Below are 20,840 nucleotides of genomic sequence, written 5' to 3' on the forward strand. Positions count from 1 at the left end.
CGCACCCGCGGTTCGCCCCCGGCAATCGGCCGGGCACCGGCCGTCCGCGCCAGCGCCGCCCCCGGACCCGTGCGGGGTACTCCGTATGGACGCGGTGTGGCACCGGTGCAAAGCTCGGAGGAGCCCCGACCACCCTCGTCACCGTCCCACCGGGAGGCACGAGCACCATGGGAGCCACATCACACCAAGCCGGAGCCGCCGGCAGGGCACCGGCGGCCGACCACCCCTCCTCCGTACGGAACGTGGTGCTGGTCGGCCACACCGGAGCCGGGAAGACCACCCTGGTCGAAGCCCTCGCCCTCACCGCCGGCGCCGTCACCAGGGCGGGCCGCGTCGAGGACGGCTCCACCGTCTCCGACCACGACGAGATCGAGCACCGCCAGCAGCGGTCCGTCCAGCTCTCCCTCGTCCCCGTCGAATGGGCCGGGACCAAGGTCAACCTCCTGGACACCCCCGGCTACGCCGACTTCGTCGGGGAGCTGCGCGCCGGCCTGCGCGCCGCGGACGCCGCCCTCTTCGTCGTCTCCTCCTCCGACGGCATCGACGGCTCCACCCGCATGGTGTGGGAGGAGTGCCAGGCCGTCGGCATGCCCCGCGCGATCGTCGTCACCCACCTGGAGGCGGCCCGCGCCGACCACGCCCAGATGGCCGCCGTGTGCGCGGACGCCTTCGGCGGCGAGGACCCCGACGCCGTCGTCCCCCTGCACCTGCCGCTGTACGGACCGGCCGGCCCGGACGGCCACGCCCCCGTGACCGGACTCCTCGACCTGCTCACCCAGCGTGTCCACGACTACTCCTCCGGCGGGCGCACCGAGCGCGACCCCGAGCCGGACGAGCTCGCGCAGATCGCCGGGGCCCGCTCCCGCCTCATCGAGGCCGTCATCGCCGAGAGCGAGGACGAGACCCTCATGGACCGCTACCTCGGCGGCGAGGACATCGACCTGAAATCGCTCGTCGCCGACCTGGAGCGGGCCGTCGCCCGCGGCACCTTCCACCCCGTCCTGATGGCGGCGCCCGCCGCCGACGGCGCCCGCCAGGGCCTGGGCACCGTCGAACTGCTGGAGCTGGTCACCCGCGGCTTCCCCACCCCCCTCGAGCGGGACCCCGTACCCGTCACCGCCCCCGACGGCGCCGCCCGCCCGGCCGTCTCCTGCGACCCCGACGGCCCCCTCGTCGCCGAGGTCGTCAAGACCTCCTCCGACCCCTACGTCGGCCGCATCTCCCTCGTCCGCGTCTTCTCCGGCACCCTGCTCCCCGAGCAGACCGTCCATGTCAGCGGCCACGGCCTGACCGACCGCGGCCACGAGGACCACGACGTCGACGAGCGCATCGGCGCGCTCTCCTGCCCCTTCGGCAAACAGCAGCGCCCCGTCACCCGGGCCGTCGCCGGCGACCTCGTCTGCGTGGCCAAGCTGACCCGCGCCGAGACCGGCGACACCCTCTCCGCCAAGGACCGGCCGCTCCTGATGGAGTCCTGGCCGATGCCCGACCCGCTGCTGCCCCTCGCCGTCGAGGCCCACAGCAAGGCAGACGAGGACAAGCTCTCCCAGGGCCTGGCGCGCCTCGCCGCCGAGGACCCCACCATGCGGCTGGAGCAGAACCCCGACACCCACCAGGTGGTCCTGTGGTGCCTCGGCGAGGCCCACCAGGACGTCGCCCTCGAACGCCTGCGCACCCGGTACGGCGTCCAGGTCGACCCGGTCCCCCACAAGGTCAGCCTCCGCGAGACGTTCGGCGCCCGGGCCTCCGGCCGGGGCCGGCACGTCAAGCAGTCCGGCGGCCACGGCCAGTTCGCGATCTGCGAGATCGAGGTGGAGCCGCTCCCGCCGGGCAGCGGCATCGAGTTCGTCGACAAGGTCGTCGGCGGCGCCGTCCCGCGCCAGTTCATCCCGTCCGTCGAGAAGGGCGTGCGCGCCCAGGCAGCGCGCGGCCTCGCCGCCGGCTACCCGCTCGTCGACGTCCGCGTCACCCTCCTCGACGGCAAGGCCCACTCGGTGGACTCCTCCGACGCCGCCTTCCAGACCGCGGGCGCGCTGGCCCTGCGCGAGGCAGCCGCCGGCTCGGCCATCCACCTGCTGGAGCCCGTCGCCGAACTCGCCGTCCTCGTCCCCGACGACTACGTCGGCCCCGTCATGAGCGACCTCGCGGGCCGCCGCGGCCGCGTCGTGGGCACCGAGCAGTCCGGATCGGGCCGCACCCTGGTCCGCGCGGAGATCCCCGAGATCGAGATCAGCCGGTACGCCGTCGAGCTCCGCTCCGTCTCCCACGGCACCGGCCGCTTCTCCCGCTCCTACGCCCGCCACGAGCCGATGCCCCCGAACATCGCGGAGAAGGTGCGCGAACGCCTGGAGAAGGGAAGTCCTCTGACGTAGCGCCAGGAAGCCGCCCGCACAGCCCGGTTGCCGCGGGCGGCTTTCCCCGTCCCGCGACCGCGGGAGCGGATACGCCGATAGGCTCTTCCGCGCGGCACGTGAGCACGACGCACAGCGATGGGGGTTGGGGGCAGCGGTGGCGGACGACGGATTCGACTTCAGGCCCGGGGCGCAGGTACCCCTCCAGGGCGGCGGGGGGCAGACCGCGGCGACGAACGCGCTGGCCTCGGCGGCCTACCGCGACGGCGGGAAGGACACCAAGCTCTCCTCCATACTCGGCGCCAACAACGAGTACCACTCGTCGACCGTCAAGCCGCCGAAGATCTCCCTCTTCGAGCCCAACCTGGGCGAGGCCTTCTGCCGCGCCGTCGAGGCCCGGACCATCCCCGCCGGCCGCAAACCGATCATCCAGTCCTTCGGCGCCGACCCGCAGACCGTCGTCGAGCACTGCCTGGCCGCCTCCCACATCCGCAAGCAGCGCGACCGCAAGCTCCGCCTGATCATGCTGGTCGCGGGGGTGCTCTTCCTGCCCGGACTCCTGCTGTGGCTCTGCCTGTTCCAGCTGCGCAGGGCCCTGACCGGCAGCGAGAAGTACGCCTCCTGGATGAGCACGCTCCTCCTCGTCGGCGTCGCCGTCGTCGTCGCCGTGATGATGTTCCGGCTCCCGTTCGACGGCTTCCTCGGCCTCTACCTGCGGGGCATGGTCATCGCCCCCGCGCTCGGCTGGTTCCTCGCCCGCCGGATCTGCGAGTCCACCGCCGCCGACCTGCGCTCCCGCTGGGACGGCCTCCTCTCGGGCGGCGGCGTCGGCGCGAAGATCCCCGAGGCGGTCCCCGGGAACCCCGACGAGAAGGCCCGCGAGGACCTGCGGCACTCCCTGGCCAAGCTGACCGCCGAGAACCGCAGCAACTCCGTCTTCTACGCCGGCCCGAAGGGCATCCTCGGCATGGGCACCCGCTGGGGCAGCTGGCAGCTCGCCGAGGAGCTCGTCCCCAAGCCCGGCGCCGCCGAGATCCACCCCTTCCGCAGCTGGGACGTCATACGGGCGATCGACAGCGAGCTGCGCAAGCTGGAGCGCGGCCCCCTGCACACCGGCGGCCTCCCGCCCGCGAGCATCCAGCACTGGATCGTCACCCCCGTCGGCGAGGGCGCCGCCGAGGTGGCCCGGCCGTCCGGCGCGGACGTCGACACCTTCCTCGTCAAACCGCACGAGGTGACCCGCATCTGCAACGAGCAGCAGTTCAGCGGCGGCAGCCGGCACTACCTCGGCATCCAGTACCCGCTGTGGGACGGACAGCTCGTCATCACGATGCTGGTCACGGTGACGGTCCTGTACAAGACCCTCCGCGTCGAGGTCACCGGGCACGCCCTCGGCCCCGTCCACGGCCTGTTCACGACCAAGTCCGCGGCGCCCAAGGTCGAGGTCCCCAAGTCCGTCCGCTTCTGGGAGACCGTCGAGCGCCCGCTGCCGCTGGTCGACGCGGCGGAGGTGGTGCGGCTCGCGGTCCGGGCGCCGCTGACCTGGTACCCGCCGCTGCTGGAGTTCTTCGGCGGCAAGCTCGTCCTGCCCGAGCCGTTCGGCGTCCGGCACGTCTGGGCGGGGCAGCCCTGGCGCCACCGCTTCATGGCCGACGACGCCCTGCGCGCGGCGACGCCCGTCCTGCGGGCGGTGCACGCCGCCGCGATGCGCGTCCTCGACGAGAACGGCGTCGACATTGACCGCTTCACCAACCGCTCGCTCATCGTCAGCGGCCTCGTCCAGGACGCCGCCCCGCGCAAGGCCGACGCGTACGACGCGTAGCAGCACGGGAACGGGGCGGGAGGCGGCTACCGCCTCCCGCCCCGCAGTCCGCCCCTACGCGGCCGGCCAGGCGTCCGCGAGCATCTGCCGGGTGTCGGCCAGGAGCTGCGGCAGCACCTTGGTGTGCCCGACGACCGGCATGAAGTTGGTGTCCCCGCCCCATCGCGGCACGATGTGCTGGTGCAGGTGCGCGGCGATGCCCGCGCCGGCCGCCGCGCCCTGGTTCATGCCGATGTTGAAGCCGTGCGCCCCGGACGCCTTGCGCAGCGCCACCATGGCCCGCTTGGTCAGGTCGGCCAGCTCGGCCGTCTCGTCGGCGTCCAGCTCGGTGTAGTCGGCGACGTGCCGGTACGGCACCACCATCAGGTGGCCGCCGTTGTACGGGTACAGGTTCAGCACCGCGTAGACGTGCTTGCCGCGGGCCACGACCAGCCCGTCCGCGTCCGACATCTCCGGGATCCCGCAGAAGGGACAGCCGTCCCCGGCAGCGGGGCCGGTGGGCTTGTTCTCGCCCTGGATGTACGCCATCCGGTGCGGGGTCCACAGGCGCTGGAAGGCGTCCTGCGTACCCACGCCGTTCTGCTGCTCCGGCTCAGTCGTCATGCCATGCAGCATATGACCTTGCCGCCGCCCGGCGTGTCGCCGGGGCGGGGATCCCCCCGCGGGCGGGGATGCTGGCCGGATGCACGATGTATCGGCCGAGCGCAGGCAGCGCTGGGAGGACCGGACCGAGTTCCCCCTGCTGATCGCCTCCCTGCTCTATCTCGCCGCCTATGCCGTCTACGTCCTCGTCCCGCCGGCCAAGGCGTGGGTGCACGACGCCGCCCTCGCCGTGATCGTCGCGACCTGGGGGTGCTTCGCCGCGGACTACCTGCTGCGGATGGCGCTGAGCGGGATGCGGCCCCTGCGGTTCCTGCGCCGGCACTGGCTGGACACGCTGGTGCTCGTGCTGCCGCTGCTGCGGCCGCTGCGCCTGGTGCAGATCTACATGGCCCTGCAGCGGCGGCGCAAGCGGCCCCGGATGGACCTGTACGCCCGCGTGGTCGCGTACGCCGGGACGTCGGCCCTGCTGCTGGGCTTCGCCGGGGCGCTGGCGGTGCTCCAGCAGGAGCGGGACGCGCCCGGGGCGAGCATCGTCTCCTTCGGGGACGCGGTCTGGTGGGTGTGCGCGACGCTGACGACCGTCGGGTACGGGGACGTGGTCCCCGTGACGACGATGGGCCGGACGATCGCCGCCTTCATGATGGCCTTCGGCCTGGCGCTGCTGGGCGCGGTCACGGGCTCGTTCTCCTCCTGGCTCATCCAGGTCTTCGAGCAGGACGAGAGGCGGCCCCCCGGGAACGGGGAGGCCCCCGGGAAGTGATCACTTCCCGGGGGCTCGATCCCCGCAAGGGCGGGGAGCATGCACCGTCAGAGCCGACGAAATTCTCAGGGTCGGGGTCATCCCCGTGTCGACGGGGAGCAGATCACACTTGAACCCGGCGCTCCACCACATCAACGAGCTTCGCCAGCGCCGCGTCACGGCTGACACCGTTCTCCTGCGAGCCGTCGCGGTAGCGGAAGGAGACCGTGCCCGCGGCCATGTCCTCGTCACCGACGATGATCATGAACGGGACCTTCTGCTTCTGCCAGGTCCGGATCTTCTTCTGCATGCGGTCGGAGGAGGCGTCCACCTCGACCCGCAGGCCCTTCTTCCTCGCCTCGGCGGCGAAGTCCTTCAGGTAGTCCACGTGCGCGTCGCCGATGGGGATGCCGACGGCCTGGACCGGGGCGAGCCACGGCGGCATGGCGCCGGCGTAGTGCTCCAGCAGGACGGCGAAGAACCGCTCGATGCTGCCGAACAGCGCACGGTGGATCATGACCGGCCGCTGGCGGGAGCCGTCCCCGGCGGTGTACTCCAGGTCGAAGCGCTCGGGCAGGTTGAAGTCGAGCTGGACGGTCGACATCTGCCAGGTGCGGCCGATCGCGTCACGGCACTGGACGGAGATCTTCGGGCCGTAGAAGGCAGCGCCGCCCGGGTCCGGGACCAGAGGGAGGCCCTGATTCTCGGCGACCTGCTGGAGGGTGGCCGTGGCCTCTTCCCAGACCTCGTCCGAGCCGACGAACTTGGTCTCGTCCTTGGTGGACAGCTCCAGGTAGAAGTCGGTCAGACCGTAGTCGCGGAGCAGGTTCAGGACGAAGGTGAGGGTGCGGTCCAGCTCCTCCGCCATCTGCTCGCGGGTGCAGTAGATGTGCGCGTCGTCCTGGGTGAAGCCGCGGGCCCGGGTCAGGCCGTGGACCACGCCGGACTTCTCGTACCGGTAGACGGTGCCGAACTCGAAGAGCCGCAGCGGCAGTTCCCTGTACGAGCGCCCGCGGGCGTCGAAGATCAGGTTGTGCATGGGGCAGTTCATCGGCTTGAGGTAGTAGTCGGTACCGCCGTCGAGCTGCATGGGGGGGTACATGCCCTCCGCGTACCAGTCCAGGTGGCCGCTCTTCTCGAAGAGGGCTCCCTTGGTGGCGTGCGGCGAGTAGACGAACTCGTAGCCCTCCTCCTCGTGCCGCTTGCGGCTGTAGTCCTCCATGACCCGGCGGATGATGCCGCCCTTGGGGTGGAAGACGGCGAGGCCGGAGCCGATCTCGTCGGGGATGGAGAAGAGGTCCAGCTCGGTGCCGAGGCGGCGGTGGTCGCGCTTCTCTGCCTCGGCGAGGAAGTCGAGGTGGGCCTTCAGCTCGTCCTTCGACGGCCAGGCGGTGCCGTAGATGCGCTGCAGCATCGGGTTCTTCTCGCTGCCGCGCCAGTAGGCGGCCGCGTTCCGCATCAGCTTGAACGCCGGGATGTTGCGGGTGCTCGGCAGGTGGGGGCCTCGGCAGAGGTCCTTCCAGCACAGCTCGCCGGTCTTGGCGTCCAGGTTGTCGTAGATGGTCAGCTCGCCGGCGCCCACCTCGACGTTCGCGCCGTCGTCGGTGGAGGCCGAGCCCTTGATGCCGATGAGTTCCAGCTTGTACGGCTCGTCGGCGAGTTCCTCGCGGGCGGCCTCGTCGGTGACGACGCGGCGGGAGAACTTCTGCCCCCGCTTCTGGATTTCCTGCATCCGCTTCTCGATGGCCTTGAGGTCCTCGGGGGTGAAGGGCCTCGCGACGTCGAAGTCGTAGTAGAAGCCGTCCCGGACCGGCGGGCCGATGCCCAGCTTCGCCTCGGGGAAGAGCTCCTGCACGGCCTGGGCCATGACGTGGGCGGTGGAGTGGCGCAGGATGTCGAGGCCGTCCGGGGAGGAGATCTCCACGGGCTCGACGGTCTCGCCGTCCTGGACGGCGTAGGAGAGGTCCTTCAGCTCGCCCGCGACGCGTGCGGCGATGACGGTGCGGTCGTCGGCGAAGAGGTCGGCGGCCGTAGTGCCCGTGGCCACCACGCGCTCGTCCCGCTCGGAATCGCGTTGGATGATCACACGGACGTCTGACACGGTCTCTCCTGACTCTGGTGGCGCCTCCCGGCGGTCGGCCCGGGGAGGCGTGCGGCGGTGGACGCCGCGCGTGTGAATCGTACCGAGCGGAGCGGGTCCCCCGCGAAGCGGTTGCCGGGCCCGCTGCTCCGGCGGCCCGCACCGTCGATAGCGTGTGCCCATGACGACGACATGGCCGGTGCGGCCGCTGGACCTGGCCGATGAGGAGGTCGCCGCCGCCGTCCACCGGATCGGGCGGGCGGCGTACGCGGTGGAGGCGGGGCTGATCGGCTTCGACGGCATCCCCGCCCTGCACGAGAGCCTCGCCGAGCTGCGCGCCAGGCCCCTTCAGTGGCGGGGTGCCGTCGGCGCGGACGGGGAGATCGGCGGGTTCGTCGCCTGGGAGCGCGAGGCGGACGGCGCGGTGTGCGTGGACCGGCTGTGCGTGGACCCGGCCCGCTTCCGCCTCGGCATCGCCTCGCTGCTGCTGCGCCACCTTCTGGCGGAACTCCCGGCGGGGGTGCCCGTCACGGTGACGACGGGCGCGGCGAACGCGCCGGCGGTCGCCCTGTACGAGCGGCTGGGCTTCGTCCGCGGTGCGGACTTCTCCCCCGCGCCGGGCCTGGTGATGGCCTCGTTCGCGCTGGCCCCTCGCACGGGCTAGTGCTGTGGAAAGGTTCACCGGGTCACGGCACTAGTCGTCGCCGGGCAGGAACTCCGCCGGTCCCGAGGGGTCGTCCAGGGACTTCATCAGGCGGTCGCGCTGCACCTCGTCCAGGGGGACGGGCGCCACGTCCTCTGCGTCGGTCAGCCGGCGGAAGCCGCCGCGCCGCTGGAGGCGGCCCGTGAGCCGGATGGGGACGCCGGCGAGGTGGGCGCGGCCGGCGGCCCGGTAGGCGTCCTCGTCCAGGGCGACGCGGGCGTACGCGATCTCCGCGCCGGACAGCACCCGCAGCCGCACGGTGCCCCCGCCGCTGGGGGCAGATCTGCGCATCCGGACGACCGTGCCGGAGATCCGCACGGGGACGGCCGGCTCGGCCCGGGTGTAGCGGGCCGCGGCCTCGCGGAGCGCGGGCAGGTCCCCGGGGGAGAACTCGACGGGCTCCGGGCGGGCCGCGCACCCGGCGGGCGGCCCGGCGGCCGGCGCCCAGGCCAGCGCGATGCGGGCTCCCTCGGAGCCGCGGACGAGGGCGATGAGCGCGTCGGCGAGTTCCCGGCTGACGCCGGCCGGGACCGCGGCGTCGAAGGCCTCCATGCCGCCGGTGGCGCGCCGGTAGTCGACGGCGTCCCGGGCGGCGTGCAGGGCGTGGTGCAGCCGGGCCACCGTGCCGCGGCCGCCGGCGACCGGGACGTACGCGGTCAGCGCCCGCCCGTCGGGGGCCGGGCCGACGAGGACCCCGTCCAGGGCGCGTTCGGCGCGGGCGCGGTGCCGGGCCCCGTGGTAGCCGACGCGGGCCCGGTCGGCGAGGGCTCCGGCGAGGAGGAGTTGGCGGGCGGCCGAGCGGAGCTGCTCCTGCACGCTCCAGGCGGCCCCGCCGGGCAGCCCGTACGGGCCCGCGGGCCCCTGGGGGACCCGGCGCTCCCAGCGGACCTCGTCGCTGGGCACCCCGAGGCCGTACAGCACCTCGCGGGCGGAGGGCAGGGCGCTGCGGGCGAGCGCGGCGAGGGCCTCTTCGAGGAGGTCGGCGCTGTCGGGGAAGGCGCGGCTCTCCGGGACGAGGATGCTGGCCGGGGCGGGGCCCGGGCCGGCGGCGGGGGGCGTCCAGCGGCCGAAGCGTCCGGCGGCGCCGCCGCGGCGCTGCCAGCCGTGCCGGCTCAGCAAAGCGCCGAGGACGGCGGGGTCGACGCGGGCAGGGTCGGGCGCGGCCGGGTCCGCGGGGTCCCCGTAGGCGGGGAGGCCGGGGCGGGCGGCGTACGCGGGCGGCGCCGGTCGGCGGCGGTCGCGTTCCGGCGGGTTGCGGTGCATCAGGGTGTCCCTCCCGACCCGACCCGGGTCATGATCTCGCACAGGGCCCGGTCGTCGAAGATCCGCGTGGTGGGGATCCGGACGGTGGTGCGCCGGCGGCCGGTCACGGGGTGCCCGGCGAGGTTGGTCCAGTAGCAGCAGTGGCGCAGGTCGAGCCGGTCGTGCCCGGCGGCGAGCCACTGCTCGCGCTCCCTCGGGACGAGCATCACGACGAGGATCTTGTGGACGGCGACGGGGGTGCGGGCGAGCTTGACGAGGTGCTCGTTGTCGAGGGTGAAGCCGAAGGTGGGCCCGGGCGGGGCGGGCGCGACCTGGTAGGTGGCCTTCAGCTGGACCTTGATGGTGACCTCGTCGTCGACGGTGTGCTCGGGCGCGCCGTGGTTGACCTGCCAGTCGATGCCGTTGTCGGGGAACGGCTGGGAGAGCGAGCAGCCGGCGGCGGCCGCGACGGCGTGCAGGTATCCCACCTGGAGGGTCTCCATGCAGGCGGTGGTGGCGAGCGTGCCGCGCAGCGGGTCCGGGCGCACGCTGTCCTGCGCGCCGGCCCGCCCCGGCAGCACCCCGCCCTGTTCGGGTCGGGTGAGTGCCATGGCCGGCTCCCCCTGCCTCGCGGGCAATGCCGGGTGGGTGCGGTCGGGGTGACGGCCGTTCATGTGTGCGGCCCCCCGGGGAAGTTGTCTCCGTACCGGACCGGCCGCAAACGGCGTACGGCGCAAACGGGCCGGGTATCACGGAATCGGGCGAGGGGGGCGGCGGCGCGGTGCGCCCCATCCGCCGATCGGGAACGAGGAGTTCGCCATGACGCGCTGGTACGAGGGGCCGCTGGCCGCATTCGACACGGAGACGACCGGGGTGGACGTGGAGCGGGACCGGATCGTGTCCGCCGCTCTCGTCGTGCAGGAGTGTGCGGGCGGCCGGGTCCGCCAGACCCGCTGGCTGGTCAATCCCGGCATTCCGGTGCCGCGGGAGGCGACGGAGGTGCACGGCCTGACGGACGAGCACCTCCAGCACAACGGGCGCTGGCCGGCGCCGGTGATGGAGGAGATAGCCCGGGCGCTGGCGGAGCAGCAGGTGGCGGGCCGGCCGGTGGTGGTGATGAACGCGCCGTTCGACCTGACGCTGCTGGACCGGGAGTTGCGCCGGCACCGGGCGTCGTCGCTGGCGCGGTACCTGGACAACCGGCCGCTGACGGTGCTGGACCCGCGGGTGCTGGACAAGCACCTGGACCGCTACCGCAAGGGGCGGCGGACGCTGGCGGACCTGTGTGAGCACTACGGGATTGAGCTGGAGGGGGCTCACGAGGCGGCGGCGGACGCGCTGGCGTCGCTGGAGGTGGTGCGGGCAGTGGGCCGGCGGTTCGCGGCCCGGCTGGAGCGGCTGAGTCCGGCGGAGCTGCACACCCTCCAGGCGGTGTGGTACGCGGCGCAGGCGCGCGGGCTGCAGGCGTGGTTCGCGCGGCAGGGGACGCCGGAGGCGGTGGACCCGCACTGGCCGCTGCGGCCGGAGGTGTCGACGGCGGCGTGAGGTGCGGTGCGCGGCGGGGTCGCGGGGGCCGGGAATGCGGAAGGCCGGTCCGTCGTCTGACGGACCGGCCTGTCCCGGTGGGCGATACTGGGATCGAACCAGTGACCCCTTCGGTGTGAACGAAGTGCTCTCCCGCTGAGCTAATCGCCCGGGAACGCACTGAACAATACAAGAGGCACGGGCCCGGGTTCAAACCGCTTGCGGCGGGCCGGCCAGGAGGCGGGCGAGACCGCGCCGTCCGGCGCGCATCATCAGGGCGTGGTTGAGGCGCAGCAGGGGGCGGGCGGGTCCGGAGAGCCGGCGCAGCAAGGGGCGGCGGACCTCGACCTCCTGCTCGTACAGGGCCCGGGTACCGGTGGTGCCGCGGGGGCCGGGGCGGGGGCGGACGGTCCAGCGGGCCCAGCCCTCCATGTCGCCGCCGAGGGCGGCTTCGAGGATGCCGCCGCGGGGGTCGCGCAGGAGTTCGGTGGTGGTGACGCGGAGCGTGTACGGCAGGACGGAGCGGATGCGGGCGGTGCCGGTGTGCCCGCCGGTGCGTTCGGCCCGGCGGACCTGCGGCCACCAGCGGGGGTAGTCCTCGGCGCGGACGAGGACGGCGTACACGCGGTCCGGCGGGGCGTCGAGGTCCCAGGCGCTGCGGAAGCAGAACCGGTGCCTCGACGGCCTGCGCGGGGAATGGGGCGTGCGGTCTGCGCGGGCTGTTCGGCGGGGACCCATGCGACCAGTGTCCGTACTCAGGGCGGATCTGAGTAGCCGCCCCCATGTTCCGGGCCGGTGACGGGCGCCACACTGCGGAGCATGGACAGACCTCCCCCGCCGGCCCAGGAGCTGGCGCTCATCGATCGCGAGCTGGCCCAACTGGATGCGCGCCGCGGCTATTTGCTGGCCCGGCGCGAGTGGCTGCTGCGGTCGGCGGCTCCGGCGGGCCGGGGGGCTCCGGCCGGGTGGGGGGCCGCGGCGGCTGCGGGGCCGGGGGCGGGGCGCGGCCCCGAGGCGTCGGCGCCGAGCGCGCAGAACGTGCTGCTGGCGCTGGGTGCGGTGCTGCTCGCGGTGGCGGCGCTGGCGTTCACGCTGGTCAGCTGGGGCTCGCTGGGCATCGGCGGACGGGCGGCCGTGCTGGGCGCGGTGACGGCGGCAGCGCTGGCCGCGCCGGCGCTGCTGGTGCGGCGCGGACTGCGGTCGACGGCCGAGTCGGTGGCGGCGGTGGGGCTGCTGCTGACGGTGCTGGACGCGTACGCGCTGTACGCGGTCGCCCTCCCGGGGGCGGACGGCACGGCATACGCGGCGGGGGCCGCGGCGGTGCTGGCCGCGCTGTGGGCGGCGTACGGGGCGGCGCTGCCCCGGCTGGCGGTGCCCGCTCCGGCCGCGGTGCTCGCGGTGCAGCTGCCGCTGCCGTTGGCGGCGCTGGCGGCCGATGCGGGCCCGGTGGCGTTCGGGTGGGCGCTGCTGGCGACGGCGGCGCTCGACGGCGCGCTGGCGTCGGTCCCGGTGTGCTCGGGGTGGCTGCGGGCGCGGGCCGCGTGGTCGGCCCGGGCGGTGTGGGTGCCGGTGGGGCTGCTGGGGGCGGGTGCCCTGCTCGCGGCGGCGGTGCGGCTGGCCGCGGCCGGGAGTGCGGGCGCCGCGGCGGGTCCGGCGCTGCTGGCGGCGGGCTGCGCGGTGCTGGGTGTGGCGGTGGCCTGGCGGTTCCCGCCGGCCGCGGCGGCGGCGTCGGCGGGCGGCCTGGCCGCGGTGGCGGCGCTCGCCGGGCCGGTGCTGCCGGAGGCGTCCGGGGGCTGGGCGGCGGTCGCGGTGCTGGCGGCGGCGCTGCCGCTGCTGGGTGCGGCCGCGGTCGGCGGTGTGCCGGGTGCGGTGCGGCGCGGCCTGGGCGCGGCGGGGGCGGGGGTGGCCGCCCTGACGGCCCTGTGGGGGCTGGCGGCGGCCGGCCTTGCCGTGGTGGCGCGGCTCTCGGTGGTGCGCGAGGCGTGGGAGGCGACGCCGCCGGCCGATGTGTACGGGCCCGGCGCCGGCGCCGTGGCGGCCCTGCTGCTGGCGGGCGGGGCGGCGTGGTGGGCGGGCCGGGTGCCATCGCGGTGGCCGGCGCCGCGCCCGCAGCGGCCGGCCGCGCCCGCGGGCCCGCCGCCGGTCGATCCGGCGGCCGCTCCGGCGGCGGTCCGCGCCGCCGGGCCGGCCGCGGCGGGCGCGGCCGCGGTGGTGTGCGGCTGGGCAGCGCTGTTCTCGGCGTCCTTGGGGCACGGGCTGCCGGCCGCGGCGGTGCTCGGCGTCCAGCTGGCCGTGACGGCGGCGGCCGCGCTCCTCGCGGTGCGCCCGGCGGCGGACGCGGCGGACGGCCCGGTGCGGGCGGCGGCGCTGTGCGCGGCGGCCGGAGCGGTGGCGGTGTCCCTGGCGGCCCTGGACGGGCGCGGGGCGACCTTCGCGGTCCTGGGCGCCGTCGGCGCGGGCAGCGCGGCCGCGGCGGCCCGGCGTACCGCTCCGGAAGCCGTGCGGGCGGGCGGGGCGGTGCTCGCCGTGGCGGCGGCCGCGGGGCTGGTGGCGGCGGCCGCCGCGCTGGCGGGGCTGTCGGCGCCCCGATGGGCGCTGCCGCTGCTCGCCGTGCCGGCCGCGGTGGCGGCCGCGGGCCCGCGGCTGGGCCGGGTCCGGGTGCCCGCCGAGGCGGCGGCTGCGGCGGTCGGCGTGGCCGCGGTGCTGCTCCCGGCCGGCCGGCCCGGCCTGTGGTCGGCGGCGTGCGCGCTGGCCGGGGTGGTGTGCGCGGGGGCCGCGGTGCGGCCCGAGCGGCGCCGGCTCGGCTGGGCGGCGGGGGTGCTCGGGGTGGCGGCGGCGTGGCTGCGGCTGTGGGAGTCCGGGGTGTCGGCGGTAGAGGCGTACACGCTGCCGGTGACGGCGGCCGCGCTCGCGGTGGGCTTCGTGCGCCGCCGCCGGGACCCGCTGGCCTCCTCCTGGACGGCGTACGGCACGGGCCTGGCCGCGACGCTGCTGCCGAGCCTGGCCGCGGCGTGGGGCGACGCGCACTGGCTGCGGCCGCTGCTGCTCGGCGCGGGGGCGCTGGCGGTCACCCTGGCGGGCGCGCGGTGGCGGCTCCAGGCGCCGCTGCTGCTGGGCGGGGCCTGCCTGGCGGCCGTCGCGGTGCACGAGCTGGCCCCGTACGCGGTGCAGGTGGCCGGGCTGCTGCCGCGCTGGGTGCTCCCGGCGCTGGCGGGGCTGCTGCTCCTGGCGGTCGGGGCGACGTACGAGAAGCGGCTGCGCGACGCGCGGCGCCTGCGGGAGGCGCTGGGCCGGCTGCGCTGAGGCCGGGCCCCGGCGGAAACGCCGAGGGCCCGGAGACGGTTTCCGTCTCCGGGCCCTCGGTCCGGGTGGGCGATACTGGGTTCGAACCAGTGACCCCTTCGGTGTGAACGAAGTGCTCTCCCGCTGAGCTAATCGCCCGGGCACACCGCAAACATTACCGCATGTCAGCGGTGCTCCGGACCATCACTGGTCCTTCAGGTCCCAGGGCAGGGTGAGCCCGTACTTCCACAGGTAGAAGCCGATCAGGGCGCCCGCGATCACAAGGCCGGTGCCGGTGAGGATCAGGTTGCGGCGGCGGACCTTCGGGTCGAGGGCCTTCTGGGCGGCCTCGGTGACCTTGCGCTTGGTCCAGCGCAGGACCAGGTGCGCCCAGGCGAACTCGGTCGCCCAGATCGCCAGGCCGGCGAAGATCGCGACCCACCCCGGGCCGGGCAGGACGAGCATCGCCGCGCCGGCGCCGATCACGGCGAGGCCGACGATGAAGACGCCGACCTGCCAGCTCAGGTGCAGGGTGCGGCGCCTCTTGATGAATTCCGGCGCCTTCGAAACGTGCAGCGCTTCCTGTTCGGTCTCTCCGGTGCTGCCGCCGTCGGTACCGCCGACGGCGTGCCCGGCGGTCTCCTCGGCGTTGGACGCCCCGGCCTCGCGGTCACTCCCCGTGTTCATGGGTCGAATCTACCGGAGCCGGAAGCACACGTGAATGGAGGTTTGGATCCGCCGTTCGAGGGACCCAGAGAGCCGCAAAACGGTCAGAGGGGTTTACAACGGCACCGTAGGTGGCATGTCGATTTCGCCGACGTGCGAATCCCCGAGCGCACACTGAGCGAAAGGCCCTGGCGCTTATGAACACCACGGTCAGCTGCGAGCTGCACCTGCGCCTCGTTGTGTCGAGCGAGTCCTCACTGCCTGTTCCCGCGGGCCTGCGGTATGACACGGCCGACCCCTACGCCGTGCACGCCACCTTCCACACCGGCGCCGAGGAGACGGTCGAGTGGGTGTTCGCCCGCGACCTGCTCGCGGAGGGCCTGCACCGGCCCACCGGAACCGGGGACGTCCGTGTGTGGCCGTCCCGCAGCCACGGTCAGGGCGTCGTCTGCATCGCCCTGAGCTCACCGGAGGGAGAAGCTTTGCTCGAGGCGCCCGCCCGGGCACTCGAGTCATTCCTCAAGCGGACTGACGCCGCGGTCCCGCCCGGGACCGAGCACCGGCACTTCGACCTCGACAAGGAGCTCTCGCACATCCTGGCCGAGAGCTGAGCCGGCCCCCCGGGGAAGAACCTCCCGGCTGACGCCGGAGGCCGCCCGGCACCGTCCGACTCGGGGCGACGGTGCGGGCCGGCTGGAGAACCACATACGGCAGTGCCGGCGCTGTTCCCGCGGAAGCCGTCCGCGGGGGCGGCGCCGGTGTGCGTGTTCGCACAAGAGACACCTCCCGGCGGGGGCGCCGGGCGGCTAGAGTCGGCCCCCGGCGGCGGCACCGGCCCGTCGCCGCAGGCCCGGCCACAGGGAGCGAGTTCCGTGCAGATCCCCCACGACACCCGTCGAGCGCTCGACGTCGTCGTCGCTCTGGTGAACACGGCCGCCGAGGCGGACCAGCCCGACGGCCTCGCGGACCTGGGCTCGCTGCGCGCCTTCGTCCGGGAGTACGACATCAGCGATGTCGGCGAGCTCGGCGCGCGGGACCTGGCGGGGGTGCGGACGGTCCGCGGCAAGTTCGCGCAGGTCTTCGCGGCGACGACGGCCCGCGCCGCGGTCTCCCTGATCAACGAGCTGGTGGCGACGGCGGGGACCACGCCCCAGCTCACCGACCACGACGGCTACGACTGGCACGTGCACTACTTCGCCCCCGGCGCCTCCCTGGGCGACCACCTGGCCGCCGACGGCGGCATGGCGCTCGCGTTCATCGTGGTCGCCGGCGAGCAGGAGCGGCTGCGCCGCTGCGAGGCCCCGGACTGCCGGCGGGCCTTCGTGGACCTCTCGCGCAACCGCTCCCGGCGCTACTGCGACAGCCGGACCTGCGGGAACCGGCTGCACGTGGCGGCGTACCGGGCGCGGCGCAAGGAGGCCGACGCGGGGCCCGCGGACCACTCAGAGCAGGAACAGGTCGTGCACGCCGGCCAGCATCAGCAGGGTGCCGACCACCCCTAGGAAGATCATCAGCGGGGGCTGGGAGAGCGCGAAGAGGCAGCCGCGCTGCTCCTCGGCGGCGGGAGCGGGGGCGGGCGTCCGGGCCGGTGCCGCGGGCGCCCTCTGCGATGTGTCCGGCATGTCGGGGCGATGATGGCCCACCGCGGGGCGGGGCCGCCCTCAACACGCCCGTACCGCGGCCGCGTTCACTCCTTCTCGTCACAGGCGCCGACGGCGGGCGCGGGCCCGCGGCGCCGGCTCAGATGCCGTGCTTCTTCAGGATCGCCTCGATGTCGGAGAAGTCGTCCTCGGGAGCGGCCGCGCGGCCTGGTGCGGCCTGCGGGCGGGTGCCGCGGCCGAGCGGGGGTGCGGGCGCGGCGGGGGCGACGGCCTGCGGGGCGGAGGCCTCGGCGGCCTTGCGGGCCCTGCCCGCGCCCCGCCGCTCCACGGCCCTGGTCGCCGCCAGCAGCACCCAGGACAGGCCCAGCAGGCCGAAGCCGACCCAGACGGCGGGCTGGAAGACGATCCCGGCCGCCCATTCGACGACGCCCGTCAGCACCAGGCCCGCCGGCACCAGGGCGTACGCGGCGATCCGGGTGGCCGCGAGGTAGCGCCTGCGGAACGCGGTCACCGCGGCGATGCCCAGGCCCGCCGCGGCCAGCGCGGAACATACGGTCTCGGCGAGCATGCGGTCCTCCAGGGCGGCCGTCGGGGCCCTCTTCGTGCCCCGCTCCCTCCATCCTGCACCGCCGGCCGCCGGCCCGGCCACGCCCCCCGGGGCTCCGGCGCCGATCTCCGGGACATCTCCGGGTCGGCCTCCTCCGCAGGGGGTGTCAGGCCGTCTCTTTCGGATCTTGCCTGACCCGCGTCGTCCGGCAAGATCCGATAGAGGCGACCCGGGCCCGGGAGCGGCCGGGCGGCTGGGAGACTGTCGGCATGACCGATTCCGTGATCCTCGACGTCTGGTGCGAACTCCAGTGCCCGGACTGCCACAGCGCCCTGGACGACGTACGGGCCCTGCGCGCCCGCTACGGCGGCCGGCTGGACATCCGGCTGCGCCACTTCCCCCTGGAGAAGCACAAGCACGCCTTCGCCGCCGCGCAGGCCGCCGAGGAGGCGGCCGTGCAGGGGCAGGACTGGCCGTATGCCGAGGCCGTGCTGGCCCGCGCCGCCGAGCTGGGCGAGCGCGGCGAGGCGGTCCTGCTGGACGTGGCGCGGGAACTCGGCCTCGACGCCGAGGAGTTCGACACCGCCCTGATCGACGGCCGGCACATCCTGATCGTGGACGCCGACCAGGCCGAGGGCAAGGCGATCGGGGTGTCCGGCACCCCGACGTACGTGATCGGCGGCGAGCGCCTCGACGGCGGCAAGAGCCAGGAGGGGCTGCGCGCCCGCATCGAGGAGATCGCGGACCGGCTGCTCGCCGAGGGCGCATAGCCGTCGGGCCGGGGACTCAGAGCAGGGTCTTGCCGTAGGTGAACCGGACCGTTCGGTAGCCCAGCGACTCGTAGAGCCGCAGCGCGGGCGTGTTCCCGGCGAAGACCTGGAGGCCGAGCGCGCGGTGGCCGCGGGCGAGCGCGGCCCGTTCGGCGAGGAGCATCAGGGAGCGGCCGTGCCCGCGCCCGCGGTGCGCCTCGGCGACCGCGACGTCGTAGACGTACGCGCCGGCTGCGGAGGGCCCGATCCAGATGTGCCCGACGGTTCCTCCGGCGGCTTCCAGGACGAGGAGGTCGTTGCCGGGCGTGTCGGGGCCCTGCGGCAGCTGCCGGTGGTGGTCGTCCTCGGCCTTCCGCCGTGCCGCCGCGGCGGGCATGCCGCGGCCCGCCATGTCCTCGGCGTAGCCGTCGACGGCGGCGGGCAGCCACCGCGCGTACTCCTGCGCGTCCATGGGCCGCCCCGCGGTCCCGCCTGGCAGGGCGGGCGGGGCGGCGGGGAGTTCCTTGGCCATGGCGCGGCTGTACTCGGTGTAGCCGAGTGAGGCGGCCATGCGCAGGCCGCCCGGGGAGTCGGCGGGGACGGACGCCTGGACGCGCCGGCAGCCCCAGCCGCGCAGGACCTCCTCGGCGGCGAGCGCGCCGACGGTGGCGCGGCCGCGCCGCCGGTCGGGCTCGTCGACGGCGAGGTCGCGGATCTCGCCGACGGCCGGCCCGAAGGCGCTGTCGCAGGCGAGGAGCAGGGCGCCGACGCGCCGGCTGTTGACCCGGATCTCGTACGGGCGCGAGCGGGCGCCGGCGGCGCCCTCCTGGAGCGGCCCGCTCGGCCGCAGCGTGGTGGTCATCAGGGATGTGTACCCGCCGCGGGGCCCCGTACGACAGCGATTTCCGGGGCCGGCCCCGGGCGGGGCGGCGGTCTACGGGTCGAGGTCGTCCGCGGCGCGCTCCTCGAAGATCCGCGCGGCGCGGGCCGTGACGGGTCCGGGGGCGGCGGGGGCGGGGCGGCCGTCGACGCGGTGGACGGCCTGGACGTCGCGGAGGGTGGAGGTGAGGAAGACCTCCTCGGCCCGCTCCAGGGCGGCGAAGGGCAGGTCGGCCTCCTTGGCGCCCACCCACTCGACGACGAGTGCGCGGGTGATGCCGGCGAGGCAGCCGGAGGAGACGGGCGGGGTGTACAGCTCGCCGTCGAGGACGACGAAGACGTTGGAGCCGGTACCCTCGCACAGCTGTCCGACGGTGTTGGCGAAGAGGGCCTCGGAGGCTCCGGCCTTCCCGGCGGCGGCGAGCGCGACGACGTTCTCCGCGTACGAGGTGGTCTTGAGGCCGGCCACGGCGGAGCGCTCGTTGCGCACCCACGGGACGGTGATCACGGCGGTGGTGTCGGGCCGCCGGGTGGTGGCGCCGAGGGCGACGAGGAGCGTGGGGCCGCTGTCGCCGCGGTCGGAGCCGAGCGGCGAGACGCCGCCGGTGTAGGTGATGCGCAGGCGGCCCAGCGGGACGGGGTTGGCGTCGAGGACGGCCGTGCAGGCGCGGCGCACCTCGTCCAGGTCGGGCTCGGGCAGTCCGAGGCCGCGGGCGGAGCGGGCGAGCCGCTCCAGGTGGCGGGTGAGCGCGAAGGCCTTCCCGCGCTCCGCCTTCACGGTCTCGAACACGCCGTCGCCGACCGTCAGGCCGTGGTCGAACACGGACACGTGCGCGTGGTCGGCGTCCCGCAGTGCGCCGTCGAGCCAGATCCTCACCGTACGATCCCTCCGCTCACCCGGGGGTACCTGTCACCGCCCGGGTGCCCGACGCTACCGCCAGCAGGCGGGCGGCCTTCAGCTCGGTCTCGGCCCATTCGCGTTCCGGGTCGGATCCCCAGGTGATGCCGGCGCCGGTGCCGAAGAGCAGGCGGGCGCCGCCTGGGGCCTGGCGGTCGATCCAGAAGGTGCGGATTCCGACGGCGAGTTCGGCGAGGCCGCGGTCGGCGTCGACCCAGCCGATGCCGCCGCAGTAGGGGCCTCGCGGCGCGGTCTCCAGGGCTTCGATGATCCGCAGGGCGGAGGACTTGGGGGCACCGGTGACGGAGCCGGGCGGGAAGGTCGCGGCGAGCAGCTCGGGCCAGCCGGCGCCTTCGGCGAGTTCCCCGCTGACGGTGGAGACGAGGTGGACGAGGCCGGGGTGCTCCTCGACGGCGCACAGCTCGGGGACGGCGACCGAGCCGGTGGCGCAGACGCGGCCGAGGTCGTTGCGGACCAGGTCCACGATCATCACGTTCTCGGCGTGGTCCTTGGGCAGGAGGTCGGCGGCGGTGCGGCCGGTGCCCTTGATCGGGCCGGACTCGACGTGGCGGCCGGATCGGCGCAGGTAGAGCTCCGGGGAGGCGGTGGCGATCTCCACGCCGTGCGCCGGGAGGCGGATCGTTCCTGCGTAGGGCGCCGGGTTGCCGCGGGCCAGCAGCGCGGTCAGGGCGTCGACGTCGGCGCGGTCGGGGTCGGGCAGCGGCGCGGACATCACGCGGCACAGGTTGGCCTGGTAGACCTCGCCGGCGGCGATGTGCTCCCGGATGCGGCGGACGCCCGCCGTGTAGGCGACGCGGTCGAGGGAGGAGGACCACCGGTCGGCGGCGGGGCCGCGCCAGGCGCCGGGGACGGGCTCCGGGACCGGGTCGGGGCGTATGTCCCCGAAGCGCGCGCAGACCAGGCGCCCCTCGAAGTCGGCGGCGACCGCCCAGAAGCCCGAGGAGTCCAGGGCCGCGGGGTCGCTGGTGACGTCGCGGAGGTCGGTCGCGAGGAGGCCGCCGAAGCGGGCCAGGGGAGGCAGGTCGTGCACGGCTGTGAGTCTAGGGCCGGTGGCCGAAAGGCGCCGGGGTGGTGACCGGCGGGTGACCGGTGGTGATCGCGCGGCAGCACGCTGCGGAAACGCGTTTTTGAGC

At 75.0% G+C, this 20,840-nt stretch carries 20 protein-coding genes and 2 tRNA genes; 9 read left to right on the forward strand and 13 right to left on the reverse strand.

The window, feature by feature from the left end; genetic code table 11:
- Positions 1-167 precede the first annotated feature (167 nt).
- Both ACZ462_RS12850 and ACZ462_RS12855 read left to right on the forward strand, forming a co-directional pair.
- Positions 168-2,372: an elongation factor G-like protein EF-G2 gene (locus tag ACZ462_RS12850; RefSeq protein WP_467803774.1), complete on the forward strand. Its 2,205-nt coding sequence runs from the start codon at positions 168-170 to the stop codon at positions 2,370-2,372.
- A gap of 136 nt (positions 2,373-2,508) precedes the next feature.
- A complete protein-coding gene (locus ACZ462_RS12855; RefSeq protein ID WP_467803773.1) occupies positions 2,509-4,173 on the forward strand; it encodes a hypothetical protein in 1,665 nt (554 codons plus the stop codon).
- A gap of 54 nt (positions 4,174-4,227) precedes the next feature.
- Here ACZ462_RS12855 and ACZ462_RS12860 read toward each other — a convergent pair whose 3' ends face one another.
- Positions 4,228-4,788 carry an HIT family protein gene (locus ACZ462_RS12860; RefSeq protein ID WP_467803772.1) on the reverse strand — a complete coding sequence of 187 codons (561 nt, stop codon included), beginning with the start codon at positions 4,786-4,788 and terminating at the stop codon, positions 4,228-4,230.
- A 67-nt stretch (positions 4,789-4,855) separates the two neighbouring features.
- Here ACZ462_RS12860 and ACZ462_RS12865 point away from each other — a divergent pair, with 67 nt between their 5' ends.
- Positions 4,856-5,536, forward strand: a complete 681-nt coding sequence (locus ACZ462_RS12865) for a potassium channel family protein (protein WP_467803770.1) — start codon at positions 4,856-4,858, stop codon at positions 5,534-5,536.
- Between the two features lie 103 nt (positions 5,537-5,639).
- On the opposite strand, the gene thrS is transcribed toward ACZ462_RS12865, so the two are convergent.
- Positions 5,640-7,616 (reverse strand): threonine--tRNA ligase, encoded by a 1,977-nt coding sequence (gene thrS / locus ACZ462_RS12870; protein WP_467803768.1) that lies wholly within the window; start codon positions 7,614-7,616, stop codon positions 5,640-5,642.
- A gap of 160 nt (positions 7,617-7,776) precedes the next feature.
- Here thrS and ACZ462_RS12875 point away from each other — a divergent pair, with 160 nt between their 5' ends.
- Positions 7,777-8,259, forward strand: coding sequence for a GNAT family N-acetyltransferase (locus ACZ462_RS12875; protein WP_467803767.1), 483 nt, complete (start codon positions 7,777-7,779; stop codon positions 8,257-8,259).
- Positions 8,260-8,289: 30 nt separating this feature from the next.
- Here ACZ462_RS12875 and ACZ462_RS12880 read toward each other — a convergent pair whose 3' ends face one another.
- A complete protein-coding gene (locus tag ACZ462_RS12880) occupies positions 8,290-9,561 on the reverse strand; it encodes a hypothetical protein (RefSeq protein ID WP_467803765.1) in 1,272 nt (423 codons plus the stop codon).
- Positions 9,561-10,151, reverse strand: coding sequence for a DUF4365 domain-containing protein (locus ACZ462_RS12885; RefSeq protein WP_467803764.1), 591 nt, complete (start codon positions 10,149-10,151; stop codon positions 9,561-9,563). Before ACZ462_RS12885 ends, ACZ462_RS12880 begins: the two co-directional genes overlap by 1 nt.
- A gap of 208 nt (positions 10,152-10,359) precedes the next feature.
- Between ACZ462_RS12885 and ACZ462_RS12890 the strand changes: the two genes are divergently transcribed.
- A complete protein-coding gene (locus ACZ462_RS12890) occupies positions 10,360-11,085 on the forward strand; it encodes an exonuclease domain-containing protein (RefSeq protein WP_467803762.1) in 726 nt (241 codons plus the stop codon).
- Positions 11,086-11,163: 78 nt separating this feature from the next.
- Here the strand turns inward: ACZ462_RS12890 and ACZ462_RS12895 are convergent.
- Both ACZ462_RS12895 and ACZ462_RS12900 read right to left on the reverse strand, forming a co-directional pair.
- Positions 11,164-11,235 (reverse strand) — tRNA-Val (locus ACZ462_RS12895).
- Positions 11,236-11,274: 39 nt separating this feature from the next.
- Positions 11,275-11,802: an SRPBCC family protein gene (locus tag ACZ462_RS12900; RefSeq protein ID WP_467803761.1), complete on the reverse strand. Its 528-nt coding sequence runs from the start codon at positions 11,800-11,802 to the stop codon at positions 11,275-11,277.
- An 81-nt stretch (positions 11,803-11,883) separates the two neighbouring features.
- On the opposite strand from ACZ462_RS12900, the gene ACZ462_RS12905 reads away from it, so the two are divergent.
- Positions 11,884-14,367, forward strand: coding sequence for an SCO7613 C-terminal domain-containing membrane protein (locus ACZ462_RS12905; RefSeq protein WP_467803760.1), 2,484 nt, complete (start codon positions 11,884-11,886; stop codon positions 14,365-14,367).
- A 66-nt stretch (positions 14,368-14,433) separates the two neighbouring features.
- Here ACZ462_RS12905 and ACZ462_RS12910 read toward each other — a convergent pair.
- Both ACZ462_RS12910 and ACZ462_RS12915 read right to left on the reverse strand, forming a co-directional pair.
- Positions 14,434-14,505, reverse strand: a tRNA-Val gene (locus tag ACZ462_RS12910).
- Between the two features lie 45 nt (positions 14,506-14,550).
- Positions 14,551-15,033: a TIGR02611 family protein gene (locus ACZ462_RS12915; protein ID WP_467803759.1), complete on the reverse strand. Its 483-nt coding sequence runs from the start codon at positions 15,031-15,033 to the stop codon at positions 14,551-14,553.
- Between the two features lie 176 nt (positions 15,034-15,209).
- Between ACZ462_RS12915 and ACZ462_RS12920 the strand changes: the two genes are divergently transcribed.
- Both ACZ462_RS12920 and ACZ462_RS12925 read left to right on the forward strand, forming a co-directional pair.
- Entirely contained in the window at positions 15,210-15,623 is a 414-nt protein-coding gene (locus ACZ462_RS12920; protein WP_030011909.1) for an SsgA family sporulation/cell division regulator, read from the forward strand.
- A 261-nt stretch (positions 15,624-15,884) separates the two neighbouring features.
- Positions 15,885-16,514 (forward strand): CGNR zinc finger domain-containing protein, encoded by a 630-nt coding sequence (locus ACZ462_RS12925; protein ID WP_467803757.1) that lies wholly within the window; start codon positions 15,885-15,887, stop codon positions 16,512-16,514.
- On the opposite strand, the gene ACZ462_RS12930 is transcribed toward ACZ462_RS12925, so the two are convergent.
- Complete coding sequence (locus ACZ462_RS12930) at positions 16,455-16,634, reverse strand: hypothetical protein (RefSeq protein ID WP_467803755.1); 180 nt, start codon at positions 16,632-16,634, stop codon at positions 16,455-16,457. The genes ACZ462_RS12925 and ACZ462_RS12930 overlap by 60 nt on opposite strands.
- 118 nt (positions 16,635-16,752) lie before the next feature.
- Positions 16,753-17,181 carry a hypothetical protein gene (locus ACZ462_RS12935; protein WP_467803754.1) on the reverse strand — a complete coding sequence of 143 codons (429 nt, stop codon included), beginning with the start codon at positions 17,179-17,181 and terminating at the stop codon, positions 16,753-16,755.
- Positions 17,182-17,429: 248 nt separating this feature from the next.
- Between ACZ462_RS12935 and ACZ462_RS12940 the strand changes: the two genes are divergently transcribed.
- Positions 17,430-17,930 carry a DsbA family protein gene (locus ACZ462_RS12940; protein ID WP_467803753.1) on the forward strand — a complete coding sequence of 167 codons (501 nt, stop codon included), beginning with the start codon at positions 17,430-17,432 and terminating at the stop codon, positions 17,928-17,930.
- Positions 17,931-17,946: 16 nt separating this feature from the next.
- Here ACZ462_RS12940 and ACZ462_RS12945 read toward each other — a convergent pair whose 3' ends face one another.
- The 3 genes from ACZ462_RS12945 to ACZ462_RS12955 all read right to left on the reverse strand — a co-directional run bounded on the left by ACZ462_RS12945 (position 17,947) and on the right by ACZ462_RS12955 (position 20,737).
- Positions 17,947-18,771 (reverse strand): GNAT family N-acetyltransferase, encoded by an 825-nt coding sequence (locus ACZ462_RS12945; protein WP_467803752.1) that lies wholly within the window; start codon positions 18,769-18,771, stop codon positions 17,947-17,949.
- Between the two features lie 72 nt (positions 18,772-18,843).
- Complete coding sequence (locus ACZ462_RS12950) at positions 18,844-19,665, reverse strand: aminotransferase class IV (RefSeq protein ID WP_467803750.1); 822 nt, start codon at positions 19,663-19,665, stop codon at positions 18,844-18,846.
- 16 nt (positions 19,666-19,681) lie between these two features.
- On the reverse strand, positions 19,682-20,737 hold the full coding sequence (locus ACZ462_RS12955) for a chorismate-binding protein (RefSeq protein ID WP_467803749.1): 1,056 nt from the start codon (positions 20,735-20,737) through the stop codon (positions 19,682-19,684).
- Positions 20,738-20,840 lie beyond the last annotated feature (103 nt).

The organism is Streptomyces sp. NPDC031121 (genome assembly GCF_055570615.1).

Bases quoted from the DNA above. Each gene is read 5' to 3' on its own strand.
- ACZ462_RS12900 (WP_467803761.1), bottom strand. From the start codon at position 11,802: ATGGGTCCCCGCCGAACAGCCCGCGCAGACCGCACGCCCCATTCCCCG.
- ACZ462_RS12885 (WP_467803764.1), bottom strand. From the start codon at position 10,151: ATGGCACTCACCCGACCCGAACAGGGCGGGGTGCTGCCGGGGCGGGCC.
- ACZ462_RS12860 (WP_467803772.1), bottom strand. From the start codon at position 4,788: ATGCTGCATGGCATGACGACTGAGCCGGAGCAGCAGAACGGCGTGGGT.
- ACZ462_RS12865 (WP_467803770.1), top strand. From the start codon at position 4,856: ATGCACGATGTATCGGCCGAGCGCAGGCAGCGCTGGGAGGACCGGACC.
- ACZ462_RS12930 (WP_467803755.1), bottom strand. From the start codon at position 16,634: ATGCCGGACACATCGCAGAGGGCGCCCGCGGCACCGGCCCGGACGCCC.
- ACZ462_RS12880 (WP_467803765.1), bottom strand. From the start codon at position 9,561: ATGCACCGCAACCCGCCGGAACGCGACCGCCGCCGACCGGCGCCGCCC.
- ACZ462_RS12935 (WP_467803754.1), bottom strand. From the start codon at position 17,181: ATGCTCGCCGAGACCGTATGTTCCGCGCTGGCCGCGGCGGGCCTGGGC.
- ACZ462_RS12945 (WP_467803752.1), bottom strand. From the start codon at position 18,771: ATGACCACCACGCTGCGGCCGAGCGGGCCGCTCCAGGAGGGCGCCGCC.
- ACZ462_RS12890 (WP_467803762.1), top strand. From the start codon at position 10,360: ATGACGCGCTGGTACGAGGGGCCGCTGGCCGCATTCGACACGGAGACG.
- ACZ462_RS12850 (WP_467803774.1), top strand. From the start codon at position 168: ATGGGAGCCACATCACACCAAGCCGGAGCCGCCGGCAGGGCACCGGCG.
- ACZ462_RS12905 (WP_467803760.1), top strand. From the start codon at position 11,884: ATGGACAGACCTCCCCCGCCGGCCCAGGAGCTGGCGCTCATCGATCGC.
- ACZ462_RS12920 (WP_030011909.1), top strand. From the start codon at position 15,210: ATGAACACCACGGTCAGCTGCGAGCTGCACCTGCGCCTCGTTGTGTCG.
- ACZ462_RS12875 (WP_467803767.1), top strand. From the start codon at position 7,777: ATGACGACGACATGGCCGGTGCGGCCGCTGGACCTGGCCGATGAGGAG.
- ACZ462_RS12940 (WP_467803753.1), top strand. From the start codon at position 17,430: ATGACCGATTCCGTGATCCTCGACGTCTGGTGCGAACTCCAGTGCCCG.
- ACZ462_RS12915 (WP_467803759.1), bottom strand. From the start codon at position 15,033: ATGAACACGGGGAGTGACCGCGAGGCCGGGGCGTCCAACGCCGAGGAG.